This window comes from Halanaerobium praevalens DSM 2228 (genome assembly GCF_000165465.1).
Taxonomy (GTDB): domain Bacteria; phylum Bacillota; class Halanaerobiia; order Halanaerobiales; family Halanaerobiaceae; genus Halanaerobium; species Halanaerobium praevalens.
On the sequence record NC_017455.1, the window covers coordinates 2262656 to 2278178 of the forward strand.

The window sequence follows — 15523 nt, forward strand, 5'->3', positions numbered from 1 at the left end:
ATTTTGAACTTAATTTAAATCTCTTAAATAATCTGCATACCAATTAATTATATCTCTAATTCGATAAAATTCAGATTCCCGACTAATACTTAACCAGAGTTGATGATAATCCTTTAAAAAATATTCTAAATCAACTGCCAGCTGCTTTGAATTAAAATTAGATTTTAACTCTGATTTCAGATTGCCAGATTTTAAATTATTAATTAACAAAGCTATTTTATTAAATAAAAGCATAGCTTGAGCAGCTATTAAATAGGCCTGCAGCTTGGATTTTTTGTCTAAAGCAACCGAACTTAAGCTTTGATATATTTTTTGGACCTGTTTTTTTATTTTTTGATTTGCTTTTTTAACTAAATCAGGCTCAAAATCAGCAAAATAAGCAGTTACTCTTTGGTCAGCTCTTTTTAGTTTATTCATTTCTTGAAAGCGAACAATCATTTCCCAACCAAATTTGCTTTGCTGACTCAATTCTGCTATTATGGCCCCTATTTTTTCTGAAGGATCTCCATATTCTAATAAAGAAATCTGTTGATTAATTTCTTTAAATTCCAGCGGCTTCTGATTCCAAGCAAAATTAGCTCCATAAATGAGACCCATAGTCGAAAATTCGGGATGATTAAAATGACCAAAATCTCCCCAGTCGGTATTTAAAAGCCCCAGTGCCTGATATTGATGAGCATAATCTGTCATTAAGGTTATATTTTGATAAGAAGATTTGATTAAATTAAGAATTTGATTCCAGCCTCCAACTCCTGGACAAAGGTATTGTTTAGCTCCAGCTTGAGCTAGAGCCTTAACTGCAGTCTCTGACTGCTGAGGGGCATAGCCCCAATTTAAACAGATTATTTCTGGGGGCAGTTCTTTAATTTTTTCGGGAAATTTAGATATAATATCTCCCCAAAACATTGGGATTTTACCATTTGCTAAAACAAATTCTGCTAACTCACTGACAAAATTTAAATAAAGTTTTTCACTTCCAATCTCAGCTGCTAATTTTTGGCTGCGGTCTTGACCTAAATCAAAAGTTTCATCAGCACAAATATTAAAATAATCAGAACTAAATAAGGGCATAAATTCTGCAATCATTTGCTTGATAAATTTGAGACTTTCTGGATTAGAAGCATCAATAGTGTGATGCTGCATTCGATCTAAAAAAGAAAATTCTTTTTTGGCAGCTCCTTTAAGTTCAGCTAAATGCTGATAACTTTTAGTACTCAAAACTTTATATAAGTGACCAAAAGAAGCTAAAGAAGGAATCAAATCAATATTTAATTTATTACAATATCGATCTAAATCCATAATATCGGCTGCTGTTAAGGGGGTATCATCACGCCAAACTTCACTAAAATCTTCAAATAAAAAACTATGTTCTATATAAAGTTGTAATTGATTAAGTTTATAATAACTCATTTTAGCAGCTAATTTTTTTAAATAAGCTAACTTAGGAATCCTACCTCGACTCACATCATGATAAAAGCCTCTATTTTTAAGCTCGGGATAATCCTCTATTTCCAAGCAAGGCAAGACTGCCCCGTATTGTTTAATAATCTGTCTTAAAGTTTGAACTCCAAATAATAGTCCTTCTTTGGCAGCTGCTAAAATGATAATCTTATCTTTTTCAATTTTAAGCTGATAGGATTCTGCTTTTAATTTAGAATCTAAATTTAAATAAATAGCTTTGGCTTGAGTTTGAGATTTTCTAATTGCTAAGTTAAAGCCTAAGTTTTTAACTATTGATTTTTGCAAAATTTGAGCATAATTATAAATTTTGGGCTCAAAAGCTGGATCAATTACTATTGAACTATTATAATTTAAATAAAATTGAGAATCAGTTATTTTCATTGATTGAGGTTGAGGCAAAATATACATTTAATAACCCCCAGTTAGTAAAATTCTATTTGCTTTGTTTAAGCTTCAAGTGGATTTTCTTGGGCATAAGCGATTAGTTGATCCACAGTAGTAAAGGCTAAACCTGTTACAGTATCAGCACAACCATAATAAATAGCAATTCTGCCTGTTGCAGCATCAACTAGACTAGCACAAGGGAAAACAACATTTGGGACATCTCCTACACACTCATACAATTTTTGGGGTGCTAAAATATAGTTTTTAGAACGATATTTAACCTGCCAAGGCTGCTCACGATCTAAAATTGCTACTCCCATTCGATAAACAAAACCATTACAAGTATTAATTACTCCATGGTAAATTAACAGCCAGCCGATTTCCGTTTCAATAGGAACAGGGCCTGGGCCAATCTTGGTCGACTGCCAAGCAGATTTATCACCTGGATAAGTACCCATTACATGCCGGTGGTGGCCCCAGTACTCTAAATCAGGACTCTGACTATAAAAAATATCCCCAAAAGGAGTATGCCCATTATCACTAGGACGGCTCAGCATTGCATATTTACCATTTATTTTTCGGGGGAATAAAACTCCATTCCGATTAAAAGGTAAAAATGCATTTTCTAATTGATAAAATTCTTTAAAATCTGTAGTATAAGCAAGTCCAATTGTTGGACCATGATAACCATTACACCAACTAATATAGTATTTATCACCAATTTTAGTTACTCGCGGATCATATCTATATTCTCTTTTTAAAATTTCTGGCTCAGCACCTTTAAATTCAATTGGATCTGATTCTATTTCCCAATTTATTCCATCATCACTAAAGCCAACAAAAATATCCATACTAATTGATTTACTATCACAGCGAAAAACACCGGCAAATTTATCTTGATACGGTACAACTGCACTATTAAAAATACTATTTGAAAATTTCTGCTCATCCCGCTTAATAATTGGATTATCCTGATATCTCCAAACAGGATCTTTTAAGTTTTTAGGCTTTTTTTGCCAAGGAATATTTTTTAAAGTATCAGCTATAACTTTATTTTTCATATTTACCTCCACTATATCTTTATTTTGATCTATAATAAAGAAAAATGATAGCATATTTTTAATTTATGCTATCATTTTTTTAAACTTAATTTTACTTTATCTTAATTATTATAAAATTCATCTACCTGTCTTTGGGCTTCAGCTTGTAATTTATTAAAACCTGCAGCTTCTAATTCAGCCTTTATCTTAGCAATTAACGGCTTAGGCGCTTTAGAACCTGTCAAAAGGATACTTTTATATTTATTATAAATACTAATACAATTAGCAAGTTCATTTTGATAATCACTAGTATCCATATCAAAGCCTAACATGACAGAGGGAAAAGCTTTTTCATTTAATTCTTGTACTTCTTGCCACTGATTAACTTCTTGTTCTGCTAATTGAGAAACTGTAAAGAAAGTAGCTTGAGTATAACCTGCCATTCCCCAGTTATTATTTAATCTTTCAATTTTGCCTGCTTGATTATAAACAAAATTATCCCCTTCTAAACCGTAATATAAAGAATCTCTAAAATAAGGATCTAGATTTGCCAACTCTAAGAGTTCTAAAGCTTTTTTGGGATATCTACTCCCAGAATAAATTGCATTTAAAGAACCTCTAACAGTTCTATTAGATACAATTGGAGCGGAATACTGAACCGCTACTGCTTCAGTTCCCATATTTGGTCCCCAAACAGTTTTGGCTGCTGTAGACCAACCTTGAGCAATCTGTAAAATGCGATATTGTGGTACTTCAGTAATTATTGGAGCATCTGAGTTGATGATTCCAGCTTTATACCATTGATGTAAAATTTCTAATTTAGATACAAATTCTTTTTGATCTAAAAGATTAACAACTTTTCTATCTTGATCTCTAACCTGAACTCCTAAAAATCTTAAACCAGTACCTAAATTATCATACTGATTTGTGATAGCTGTTAAGCCTTCTTGAGCTAAAAGTAAAGGACTTTTGTTTTCTCCCTTTTTGATTCTTTTTAAATCATCTGTTAGAGAAGCTAAACTAGTATCTTCCTGATAAGCAACATTATATTTATCTACAATATTTTTATCCCAAACTAAATAATTTGTTAAAGAAGAATCTTTATAAGTTGGAACTGAATAAATTTTATTATTTACTTTTACTGCTTTCCAATAAGAATCCGGGATATAAGCATCAAGTTCTGATGCATTTTCTTTAACTAATTTTGTAATATCTTTAAAAGCCCCAATTTTGACTTCATTTGTATAACGAGAAGCATCAGTAAAAATCAAGTCGAAATATTCACCTGAGTTGATTACAATATTGCGTCTGTTTTCCCAGTCTCCCCAGGACACAACTTCAATTTCGAGATGAACTCCAATTTCTTTTTCTAAATATTGATTGATCTCTGCTTGCCATTTGTCATAATTAGCCGGCATTCCATTCCCAACTGTAATCCATTTTAAAGTTGGAACATCTTTAGCTAAGGTAGTCAAAGAAAAGATAAGTAAAAAGGAAACTAAAAGACAAGTTAAAAATATTTTCTTTTTCATCAATAAAACCCCCTCATTTTTTATAAAAAGCTTGAGCTTTAAATCTCAGCTTTTTGCTTAATTTAATCTAGCCCTTAACTGCTCCAATTGTTAAACCAGAAACAAAATATTTCTGAAAAAAAGGATAAACTAAAGCAATTGGCACTACAATTACAACAGCAATGGCCATCCTGACACCTTCAGCTGGCATCTGACTTGCATATTGTTGTAAGGAAAGTCCTGCTGAAGGATTATTTGCTATAAATTCGATATTTCTCTGAATATTATTTAATAATGCCTGTAAAGGCATCAAAGATCTTTTACTGATATATAATGAGGCAAGAAACCAATCATTCCAAAAAGCAAAACTTAAAAAGAGACTTATTGTAGCAAGTAAAGGTTTAGCTATTGGCAAAACAATTGCTGTAAAAATTCGCAATTGGCTGGCCCCGTCTATTTTTGCTGATTCTACAATTGAATCTGGAATAATTGTCTTAAAAAATGTTTTACAAATAATAACATTAAAAGAAGATACCAAAAGTGGTAAAATTAAAGCCCAAATTGTATTTCTTAAATGTAAAATATTTGCATTAACTACATAACTTGCAACCATCCCTCCATTAAAAATCATGGGAATAAAAACAATCCAAGTAAAAAAACTTTTTAACTTATAATCTGGCCTTGAAAGTACATAGCCCATTGTTGTAGATAATAAAAGTCCGATTAAAGTCCCAATTACTGTAATAAAGACTGAAATTCCAAGTGAATTTAAAATCATATCTTTTTCCTGCCATAAATATTTATAGGCTGTAAAAGACAGTTCTTTAGGAATTAATTGATAACCATAATTGGCAATCGAAGCTTCGGAACTAATAGAAATTACAAAAACAAATAAAAAAGGAACAATACATGAAATCGAAATTATAAAAAGTAATATATTAAAAATAATATTTGTTTTTTGAGAAATACTATTAATCCCCTTTTTTCTTTTTGGCTTCTCCATTTTTAATCACTCCCTAAATTATTGCATAATCCTTATCTATTTTTTTAACTATCCAGTTAGCTAATAAAATTGTAATACAGCAAGCAACTGACTGTAAAAGAGTAACTGCTGTTGTCATGCCAATCGGAGTAGAAGATAATAATGATTGATAAACATAAGTATCAATAGTTGAAACAGTATCATAAATTGGGGCGGGTATACCTCTTGTAACCTGATAAAATAAACCGAAATCAGAAAAGAAAATGCGACCTGTATTTAAAATAAACATCATAATTACAATTGGTCTAATACTTGGAATAGTAATATGTTTTACCTGCTGCCAGGTAGAGGCTCCATCGATCACAGCAGCTTCGTAAAGTGAAGGATCAATCCCCATAATACTGGCTAAGTAAATAACAGTATTATAACCTGTAGTTTTCCACAACTGAACAATAATTAAAATATAAGGCCAGTATTTAGACTCCATATACCACTGAATAGAATTTAAATGAAAATAATTTAAAATACTATTTAAAACTCCTTTATCATAACTAAAAAAAGCATAGAAAAAATAACTAACTACTACCCAAGATAAAAAATGAGGAAAAAACATAAAGGTTTGATATATTTTAGATCTCCATTTACCATAAATTAAGCTAATTATAATCGCTAAAGTTACAGAAATAAAAATTCCTAAAATAATAAAAGTAATATTATAAGCTAAAGTATTTCTTAATAAAATCAAAAAACTATTTGACTGCAATATGTATTTAAAATTATCAAAACCAACCCAATTACTATTAACAATATTATATAAGAAGCTTTCTCCAGGAAATACTTGATACTTTTTAAATGCAATTAAGACTCCAAACATTGGTAAAAAACTAAATAAAATATACCAAATAAAAGTTGGGATTGCTAATAGTGTTAACTCAGTATCATCTCTTGTCCATTTTTTTCTCATAACTTAAAACCTCCTCTTTAATTGAATTAAAAATCTAATTGTTAAAATATTTTAAATTTAACTTAATACTAACTGCATTTTAACACCAGATTTAAATATTGTCAATTATATTTAATATTTAATTTAACAATTTTAATGTTTTGTTAAAAAAATTGTAAAAAAAATAATTATATGCTATACTAAAATTGGTTATGGATCTATAATCTTATTCTAAAAGAGGTTTTAATATGAAAAAAATCACAATGCAAGATATTGCAGATGACTTAAATGTTTCACGGGTTACAGTCTGGAAAGTTTTGAACGGAAAAGAGGGAGTTTCTTTTGAGTTAAAAGAAAAAATAATAAAAAAAGCTAAAGAATTAGGCTATCTCAAAGCTGAGATGCCTGAAGAAAAAGTTGAACCAAAACAAAGCAAAAAAATTTCTGTTTTAATTTCAAGACCAGAATCTTCTGTTTTCTGGATTAATATTATTCATGCTGTGGCCAAAGAGCTAGATCAATATGACTTAAATTTAGTTTACACATATTTACCTCCAAAATACGAAGAAGGCTATACTTTACCTGATATTTTAAAAGAAGATAAAAAGATTGATGGTATTTTAATTATGAATGTTTATGATGCTAAATTATTAGAAATGATTAATCAATTAGAATTACCAAAAGTCTATTTGGATCTTGTTAGTAAGTTTAAACTTGAAAAAATAACAGGCGATTTGATACTTTTGGAAGGTAAAACAGCTGTCCAAAAAATAACCAAACATTTAATTGAAAATGGCAAAAAGAAACTTGGTTTTATTGGAGACATTAATTATGCTTTAACAAATAAAAAACGCTACCAAGGATTTACAACTGCTTTAAAAAACAAGGGTTTAGAAATAGAAAATAAATACTGCTTAACTAAAGAAATTGGTATTTATTCTTATTATACCGAAATATCTAATTTTTTAGATCAGCTAGAAACATTGCCTGATGCTTTTGTTTGTGCTAGTGACTTTATCGCTAATTTTTTAATGAGATATTTTATTGAAAATGGGATTAAGGTACCAGAAGATATTGCTTTATCTGGCTATGACGGTAATAATGAATATTCAATGATTGCCGGCAAATTAACAACTGTTAAGGTGGAAACTGATTATTTAGGTAAAAGATTAGCTGATCAATTAATTTATCGGATTAAAAATCCTAATTCACCAATTGGGATTACCAATATCTACTCGAAAGTACTTTGGGGAGATTCGACAAAGTTTAGCTAAATTTTAAACTCTTTACCAGCCAATTAGCTCACTAAATAATTCACCGAGCTCGGCTGGAGATTCTTTCATCCCCTTTTCAATCCATTTATCTAAAGTACCCCATAAAGCACCAGCGTAAAATTTAGGTGCGTATTCTGCTGCCTGTTGACTTAAACCTAAACAGTTAAAAGCAGCAAAAGCCTTATCTAATTCGGCTATATATTTTTCAAATCCTTTTAACAAAATTAATAAATTATTATTTTTTAACAAGAGTACAAAATCTAAATGTTTGGCCCATAATTTAAAATATATTTCGGCTATTGTTAGTTGAGAATGATCAGCCAGCTCTAGATAAGATTGAATATGTTCTTCAATTATATGGTCAATATAAACTGCTAAAACTTCTTCTTTACTACTAAAATGAGAATAGAAAGTTCTTCTAACTCTATCTGCTTTGTCGGCAATTTCTGCTACTGTAATCTCTGTATAATCTTTTCTCTCCATTAAAAAAATTAAAGCTTCAGTCAATTTCTGTTTAGATTTAAAAGCAGCTGGCTTTGCCTTTTTACTTTTCATTATTTGAAACCTCCTAACTAAAAAATTCACATTATAAAAATTATGAGTAAGTTAATCATAATTTATTGACAGAACTGATTAAGCTTAGTATACTAAAAAATGCACAATTACACAAGTGTGTAAATTAAACTAAAATTATTAGGAGTGGTTTTTAAATGATGCAAATTGATCAAGAAAAATGTATTGGCTGTGCTAAGTGTATAACTGACTGTTTAGTTAGAGATATCGTGATGGAGGACGGTAAAGCCCGTATTAAAAATGAGAGTTGTTTTAAATGCGGCCACTGTATTGCAATTTGCCCTGCAGATGCGGTAAGTTCGACAGAATATGAGATGGATGAGGTAAAAGAATATAAGGCCGAAAAATTTGAAGTTCCAGCTGAAAATTTACTTAATTTTATTAAATTTAGAAGAACTATCAGACAATTTAAAGATCAAAAAGTAGAAAAAGATAAGATCAAAAAAATTATTGAAGCAGGACGATTTACACCAACTGGTAGTAATCAACAAGATGTTGCTTTTACTGTAATCGAAAATGAAATTGAGCAATTTAGAAAATTGATTTTGGAAAATCTAAATGAAAAAGGAAAAGAAATACTGGATAATTTAAGTCCCAAAACTCAAAAATTTAAAAAATATGCTGAAATGTGGATTAAAATGTATCAAGACTTCCAAAATAAAAATCTAGAAAACGATCTCTTGTTTTTCAATGCTCCTCTAATAATAGTTGTTTCAGCTAATTCTACTGTTAATGGAGCCCTTGCTTCTGCCAATATGGAATTAATGGCAAATGCCCTTGATTTAGGAGCTCTTTTTAGCGGCTTTACCATCAGAGGAGCTAAAGGCAAAGATAATCTAAGAAAGTTTTTAAAAATAAAAGAAAATAAAGAAATAGTAACAACTTTAGTGTTAGGTTACCCTGATGTTAATTACTTAAGAACTGTTCCCAGAAAAGAAGCTGATATTAGCTGGCTTTAAACTAAATTATAGGATTGGGGAGAGCAGTCGTGAAATAGATTCTCTAAGTTTCATTGTCCAACCTCTGCTCTCAAATTCCGCCTTAGTTATTTCTCTAGACTTTTTGAGATCATTTAAAAAAATTTCATCATGTAATTGAGCTTTTTCTCGATCATAAATAAAAGCATTTAATTCAAAATTTAATTTAAAACTGCGAACATCCATATTTGTGGTTCCAATTGATAAAACACGACCGTCGATACAGATTGTCTTGCTATGTAAAAAACCAGCAGTATAACGATAGCAGCGAGCACCTGCTGCTAAAAGTTGTCCGACAAAAGAATTATTAGCTGCATAAACAAAGGGATGATCTCCCCGGTCAGGAATCATTATCTTGACTTCAACTCCAGACCTAGCTGCCATTTTCAGCGCTTCCAGTATTGACTGATCTGGAATAAAATAAGGTGTCTGAATATAAATTTTCTTTTCAGCTTCATAAATCATCTTTAAAAACATTGCTTTTATTTCTTCTTCTCTAGAATCAGGTCCACTACTTATAATCTGGAGTGCCGAATCTCCCTTAGTTTTTTTGGGAGGAAAATATTTTTCTGCTTCTAATAAATTAGTCCCTGCAGCAAAATTCCAATCTAATAAGAATCTATACTGCAAACTATCAACACTTTCTCCTTCTAATTTTAAGTGAGTATCCCGCCACTGCCCAAATTTATCTGACCTACCTAGATATTCATCCCCAACATTAATTCCACCTAAATAACCTATTTGACCATCAATAATTACATTTTTGCGGTGATTTCGATAATTAATATCTAAAACAAAAGGCGCAAAAGGAGCAACCTCTGCTCCCGAATCTTCTAAATTAAAAATAGAATAACGGGAAAGATTTTTAGAACCAATTTTATCATAGATTAACCTAACTTCAAGTCCTTCAGCTGCTTTTTGACTTAAAATTCGCATAAATTTATTTCCTAATTGATCATCATTAATTATATAATAATTCACATGAATAAAATCTTTAGCTTCTTTTAAATCTTGAAATAAATCTTTAAATTTTTCCTGTCCACTGCTATATATTTTCAGCTGATTATAGCCAATAGCTGCAGGTATCTCATTGTGAAAACCAAGTCTAATTATGCTTTGTTCTAAATGGCCAAAAGTTTTTTTCTGTTCTTTAAAATTCGTTTCAAAATATTTTTTTCTATATTGGCCCGACTCATCTGTTTCTTGTTTACGCTGATAAATTTTGTGCTTTTTAGGAGTTAAACCAAAAAACAAATATAAAATAAAGCCCAAAACAGGAATTAAAGTCAAAATTAAAAGCCAAGCCCAAGTTGTGGTGGGGTCTTTTCTTTCAAAAAATATTAATAAAATAATAAAAATTAGATTTAAAACTATTACTAATGAAGGTAAAGATGATAAAAAATTCATAAATAACTCCTCAATTTAAATCTATTTTTTAGCTTTAACAGCAGCTTCTGCTTTTTCTACATCTTTAACTAAACTTACAATATTTAAATCACTTTCTTCGGCTAAATCTAGGTAATTGTCGTCAACTTTGACAATTGGGGATTCGGGGTGAACAGGATTAATAAAGACAATTTTTGCAATTTCTCCACTACTCAATTCTACTTGATCACCAATTAAAGAATAAGGAATTTTTTCGATAAATAAGGATTTAAGGCGGTGGTCAAAAGATTTAAAATCTGCATCTAACATTTTAATAGCTCCAAAAGGAGATATTGATTTTTGGTAAGGGCGATCTGTTGTAACAGCATCAAAGGTGTCACAAATACCGATAATTCTCCCAAAAAGCGGTATTTTTTTAGCTTTTAAGCCTAAAGGATAACCACTACCATCATAACGCTCATGGTGAGTTAAAACCCCTCCCATAATTGTTTTAGAAAACCTGTTACTTTTTTTAAGTAACTGGTAACCATATTCTGAATGATTTTTAACTTCTTCATATTCTGCAGGTGTTAAAGAAGTTGGTTTAGTTAAAATTTCTTTTTTAATCCTGCTTTTACCAATATCATGGAGTAAAGCGGAAGTTGTCAAATTACAAAGACGATTTTGATTTAGATGTAACCATTTACCAAATTTATGGGCCAAAATACCAACATGTAAAGAATGAGAATATGTATACTCATCAATATCTCTAGTCATTTTTAAAGTATCTTTTAATTCAAGTGATTCAGAAATTTCCATTGCTTCTTCAGATAGACTACGAACTGTTTTGAAATCAACTTTTTTCATGTAATAAGCTTTTTTATAGGCATCAGAAAATTTTTCTAAGTTTCTCTCATATTTTTCTTTAGCAATTTTCTTTTTATTTTCAGCTTGTTTAAGCTCTGCTTTACTTTTTATCTTTATTTCTTTTAAACCTGTATTTTCTAATTGCAAAATTAAACGCCTATTCAACTTAGTACCTTTTGGAATTAAAATCCCGCCAAATTCACTTCTTACTTCTTGATCAATGATTAGTCCTTTTTCCAGATCTTGAATTTTGATCTTTTTCTCAGAAATATTAATCCACTCCCTTCTAACAATTACTCATTATACAAAATATTATAACATTTTTTTTAATAAACAACAATAATCTTCTTTAAACAAATAGCTTTCAGATTAGACCTTAACAACAAATGGATAGTTTAGTTAAAATTTACTTAGTTTTTTAATAAAATTCATATTTAAAAAGAATAAGATATAATAAAAGACCAGCGGCGTCCCACTGGTCTTTTAAAGTTAAACTAGATATTTATTACTTAATCAACTCAAATCTACTCTTCATCTGGAGCATAAGCTGATTCAAGTCTTTTATAAGATTCATAACGTTCTTCAGCATCTTCTGCTGCTTTCTCAAAGAGATCCTCTGCAAGTTCAGGGAAAGTTTTCTTAAGTGAAGCAAAACGAACCTCACTTAATAAGAACTCTCTAAAGTCACCTTGAGGCTCTTTTGAATCCATAATAAATGGATTTTTACCTTCTGCCTTGAGTTCTGGATTGAAACGGAATAAGTGCCAGTAACCTGATTTAACAGCATCTTTCTCTTGGTTAACACTACATCCCATACCTTTTTTAAGTCCATGTGAAATACAAGGAGAATAAGCAATTACAATCGAAGGTCCATCAAAAGCTTCAGCTTCTGCTATAGCTTTAATAGCCTGATTCATGTTTGCTCCTAAAGCAATCTGAGCCACATAAACATAACCATAAGTCATAGCCATTTGGCCTAAGTCTTTTTTCTTGATTTTCTTACCTGAAGCAGCAAATTTAGCAGCTGCAGCAGTAGGACTAGCTTTAGATGATTGACCACCAGTATTAGAGTAAACTTCTGTATCAAAGACTAATACATTTACATCATCACCAGAAGCGATAACATGGTCTAAACCTCCATAACCGATATCATAAGCCCAACCGTCTCCACCAAAGATCCATTGAGATTTCTTAGTAATAAATTCTTTGCGGTCAACGATTTCAGCAATTACTTCATTATCACTATATTTAGCGAGTAAAGGCATCATTTTTTGTTTGATTTCTTTAGTTTTCTCGCCATCATTATAATTATCTAACATTTCTTGCATCAATTCAGTTAGTTTTGAGTCTAAATCAAGCTCAATTGCTGTTTCCATTAGATCAGCAATTTTAGCTCTAATTTGCTGATTAGCTAATAACATACCATAACCAAATTCAGCATTATCTTCAAATAAGGAGTTAGCCCAAGCTGGTCCGTGTCCTTCTGGATTAGTAGAGTACACAGAAACAGGAGCAGATCCACCCCAGATTGAAGAACAACCTGTAGCATTAGCGATTAACATTCTATCTCCAAATAACTGAGTTACAAGCTTAGCATAAGCTGTTTCTCCACAACCAGCACAAGCACCGTGGAACTCAAGTAGTGGTTCTTGGAACTGACTACCTTTGATATTAACTGGATCCATTAAATCATCTTTAACAGATACTTCATTTACAGCATATTCCCAGTTGTCTGCTTCTTTTTCTGCCATTTCTGCAAAAGAAGTCATTTCTAATGCGTCAACAGGACAAACTTCAGCACAAACTCCACAACCTGTACAGTCATAAGGGCTTACCTGAATCTTATACTCTAATCCTTCTAGCTGCTTACCGCGAGCATCTAGAGTTTCAAATCCTTCAGGTGCATTAGCAGCCTCTTCTTCATTTAATAAGAAAGGTCTAATTACAGCGTGAGGACAAGCTAATGAACACTGGTTACATTGGATACAAGTATCAATTTTCCAATCAGGTACATTAATCGCAATTCCACGTTTTTCGTATTGAGATAGACCTGGAGGGAAGTGGCCATCTTCACGACCAACAAAAGTACTTACAGGAAGCTCATCACCTTTTTGGCCGTTAACAACTTGTAATACATTTTTCACAAATTCTGGTACATCTGCTTCACTTTCTTCTGCTGCTGCTTCAGCTTCAGCATCTGACCAGTCTGCTGGTACTTCAATTTTAGTTAGAGCATCTAAAGCTTTATCTACAGCTTTATTATTCATTTCGACAATCTTATCACCTTTATGGCCGTAAGATTTCTGAATAGCTTCTTTTAGATATTCAATTGCTTCATCGACTGGGATAATATCTGCTACTTTAAAGAAGGCTGTCTGCATAACCATATTTATTCTCTGGCCTAAGCCAACTTCTTGAGCGAGATCAACAGCATTAATGGTATAGAAATTAATATCGTGATCAGCGATATATTTCTTCATTTCTGCAGGCAGCTTTTCAGATAACTCAGCTTCTGACCAAGTACAGTTAAGGACAAAGCTTCCTCCATCATGTAAATCTTCTACCATATCAAATTTATCTACATAAGATTCGTTGTGACAAGCAACATAATCAGCCTCATCAATTAGATAAGTTGATTTGATTGGCTGCTCACCAAATCTTAAGTGAGATACTGTTACACCACCAGATTTTTTGGAGTCATAAGAGAAGTATGCCTGAGCATATTTGTCTGTATTATCTCCAATAATCTTAATAGCATTTTTATTAGCCCCAACAGTACCATCAGAACCAAGACCCCAGAACTTACAGCGAACTGTACCTTCAGGAGAAGTATTGATGTGATCCTCAAGTTCAAGATTAGTATGAGTAACATCATCTTTAATTCCAATTGTAAAGTTATCTTTGGGCTCATCTTTTCTTAAATTATCAAAAACAGCTTTAATTTGAGTTGGAGTAGTGTCTTTAGAACTTAAACCATAACGTCCACCAACTACAACTGGTCTTTCTTCTTTATCATAAAATAATGATCTTACATCTTCATAAAGTGGTTCCCCTACTGCACCAGGTTCTTTAGTTCTATCTAATACAGCAATCTTCTCAGCAGTTTCTGGAAGAGCCTTCATGAGGTATTTTTCGGAGAAAGGACGATATAATCTTACTTTAATTAAACCAACCTTTTCTCCCTGATCAACTAAATACTTAACTGTTTCTTCAATAGTATCAGTTGCGGAACCCATTGCTACAATTATGTACTTAGCATCTTCTGCTCCTACATAATTAAATGGGTGGTATTCTCTACCTGTTATTTCGGAAATTTCCTGCATATATTCTTCTACGATATCTGGCACTGCATCATAAAAACCATTAGCTGCCTCACGTGCCTGGAAGAAAATATCGGAGTTTTGAGCTGTTCCCATTGTTACTGGACGCTCAGGATTTAAAGCTCTATGTCTAAATTCGCTAACTTTACCATAATCAACTAGTTCTGCTAGGTCATCATAATCTAAAACTTCTATCTTTTGATATTCGTGTGAGGTTCTAAAACCATCAAAGAAATGCATAAATGGAACACTTGATTTAATTGATGCTAAATGAGCAATACCCGCTAAATCCATAACTTCCTGAACACTACCAGAAGCTATCATAGCAACACCTGTTTGACGAGTAGCCATTACATCAGAGTGATCACCAAAAATTGAAAGAGCATGAGTTGCAACAGTACGAGCACTAACATGGAAAACTCCAGGTAATAATTCCCCTGCAATTTTGTACATATTAGGCAGCATTAATAATAAACCCTGTGAAGCTGTAAAAGTAGTTGTCAATGCTCCAGCCACCAAAGAACCATGTACTGCACCAGCTGCTCCTCCCTCTGACTGCATTTCAGTTAACTTCACTTCTTGGTCGAAAATATTTTTACGACCATTAGCACTCCATGAGTCAACTAATTCAGCCATCGGAGATGAAGGTGTAATCGGATAGATAGCTGCCACGTCTGTAAAAGCATAAGCTACATGAGCTGCAGCAGTATTTCCATCCATTGTCTTCATTTGTTTAGCCATTATAATTTTCCCTCCTATTAATAAGGTAAATTTTTATTATCATTTCCTCTTTTAGTATAATACTTTACAATTCTACTGTCAAATA

11 protein-coding genes are annotated in these 15523 nt (G+C 31.7%); 2 read left to right on the forward strand and 9 right to left on the reverse strand.

The genetic code is table 11. The features are described from left to right. Window positions 1-9: 9 nt before the first annotated feature. From HPRAE_RS10575 to HPRAE_RS10595, 5 genes are all read right to left on the reverse strand, one after another. Entirely contained in the window at window positions 10-1869 is a 1860-nt protein-coding gene (locus tag HPRAE_RS10575) for a glycoside hydrolase family 20 zincin-like fold domain-containing protein (protein ID WP_014554199.1), read from the reverse strand. Window positions 1870-1907: 38 nt separating this feature from the next. Further along, window positions 1908-2906 (reverse strand): glycoside hydrolase family 130 protein, encoded by a 999-nt coding sequence (locus HPRAE_RS10580; RefSeq protein WP_014554200.1) that lies wholly within the window; start codon window positions 2904-2906, stop codon window positions 1908-1910. Between the two features lie 101 nt (window positions 2907-3007). After that, window positions 3008-4417 (reverse strand): ABC transporter substrate-binding protein, encoded by a 1410-nt coding sequence (locus tag HPRAE_RS10585; RefSeq protein WP_014554201.1) that lies wholly within the window; start codon window positions 4415-4417, stop codon window positions 3008-3010. Between the two features lie 67 nt (window positions 4418-4484). Continuing rightward, complete coding sequence (locus HPRAE_RS10590) at window positions 4485-5399, reverse strand: carbohydrate ABC transporter permease (protein ID WP_014554202.1); 915 nt, start codon at window positions 5397-5399, stop codon at window positions 4485-4487. A 13-nt stretch (window positions 5400-5412) separates the two neighbouring features. Then, on the reverse strand, window positions 5413-6342 hold the full coding sequence (locus HPRAE_RS10595; protein ID WP_014554203.1) for an ABC transporter permease: 930 nt from the start codon (window positions 6340-6342) through the stop codon (window positions 5413-5415). Between the two features lie 227 nt (window positions 6343-6569). On the opposite strand from HPRAE_RS10595, the gene HPRAE_RS10600 reads away from it, so the two are divergent. Further along, window positions 6570-7595, forward strand: a complete 1026-nt coding sequence (locus HPRAE_RS10600; RefSeq protein ID WP_014554204.1) for a substrate-binding domain-containing protein — start codon at window positions 6570-6572, stop codon at window positions 7593-7595. Between the two features lie 12 nt (window positions 7596-7607). Here the strand turns inward: HPRAE_RS10600 and HPRAE_RS10605 are convergent, their stop codons facing one another. Continuing rightward, complete coding sequence (locus tag HPRAE_RS10605; RefSeq protein ID WP_014554205.1) at window positions 7608-8150, reverse strand: TetR/AcrR family transcriptional regulator; 543 nt, start codon at window positions 8148-8150, stop codon at window positions 7608-7610. Between the two features lie 155 nt (window positions 8151-8305). Here HPRAE_RS10605 and HPRAE_RS10610 point away from each other — a divergent pair, with 155 nt between their 5' ends. Beyond that, window positions 8306-9127: a nitroreductase family protein gene (locus HPRAE_RS10610; protein WP_014554206.1), complete on the forward strand. Its 822-nt coding sequence runs from the start codon at window positions 8306-8308 to the stop codon at window positions 9125-9127. Window positions 9128-9133: 6 nt separating this feature from the next. On the opposite strand, the gene cls is transcribed toward HPRAE_RS10610, so the two are convergent. The 3 genes from cls to nifJ all read right to left on the reverse strand — a co-directional run bounded on the left by cls (window position 9134) and on the right by nifJ (window position 15438). Beyond that, the gene (gene cls / locus HPRAE_RS10615) at window positions 9134-10552 is read right to left on the reverse strand and encodes a cardiolipin synthase (RefSeq protein ID WP_014554207.1); all 1419 of its coding nucleotides are present in this window, start codon (window positions 10550-10552) and stop codon (window positions 9134-9136) included. Between the two features lie 21 nt (window positions 10553-10573). Continuing rightward, window positions 10574-11542: an HD-GYP domain-containing protein gene (locus tag HPRAE_RS10620; RefSeq protein ID WP_014554208.1), complete on the reverse strand. Its 969-nt coding sequence runs from the start codon at window positions 11540-11542 to the stop codon at window positions 10574-10576. A gap of 359 nt (window positions 11543-11901) precedes the next feature. Further along, entirely contained in the window at window positions 11902-15438 is a 3537-nt protein-coding gene (nifJ, locus tag HPRAE_RS10625; protein WP_014554209.1) for a pyruvate:ferredoxin (flavodoxin) oxidoreductase, read from the reverse strand. Between the last annotated feature and the right edge of the window lie 85 nt (window positions 15439-15523).

Coding starts and splice junctions, on each gene's coding strand:
- HPRAE_RS10610 (WP_014554206.1), top strand. CDS start 8,306: ATGATGCAAATTGATCAAGAAAAATGTATTGGCTGTGCTAAGTGTATA.
- HPRAE_RS10580 (WP_014554200.1), bottom strand. CDS start 2,906: ATGAAAAATAAAGTTATAGCTGATACTTTAAAAAATATTCCTTGGCAA.
- HPRAE_RS10605 (WP_014554205.1), bottom strand. CDS start 8,150: ATGAAAAGTAAAAAGGCAAAGCCAGCTGCTTTTAAATCTAAACAGAAA.
- HPRAE_RS10595 (WP_014554203.1), bottom strand. CDS start 6,342: ATGAGAAAAAAATGGACAAGAGATGATACTGAGTTAACACTATTAGCA.
- HPRAE_RS10600 (WP_014554204.1), top strand. CDS start 6,570: ATGAAAAAAATCACAATGCAAGATATTGCAGATGACTTAAATGTTTCA.
- cls (WP_014554207.1), bottom strand. CDS start 10,552: ATGAATTTTTTATCATCTTTACCTTCATTAGTAATAGTTTTAAATCTA.
- HPRAE_RS10585 (WP_014554201.1), bottom strand. CDS start 4,417: ATGAAAAAGAAAATATTTTTAACTTGTCTTTTAGTTTCCTTTTTACTT.
- HPRAE_RS10590 (WP_014554202.1), bottom strand. CDS start 5,399: ATGGAGAAGCCAAAAAGAAAAAAGGGGATTAATAGTATTTCTCAAAAA.
- HPRAE_RS10575 (WP_014554199.1), bottom strand. CDS start 1,869: ATGTATATTTTGCCTCAACCTCAATCAATGAAAATAACTGATTCTCAA.
- nifJ (WP_014554209.1), bottom strand. CDS start 15,438: ATGGCTAAACAAATGAAGACAATGGATGGAAATACTGCTGCAGCTCAT.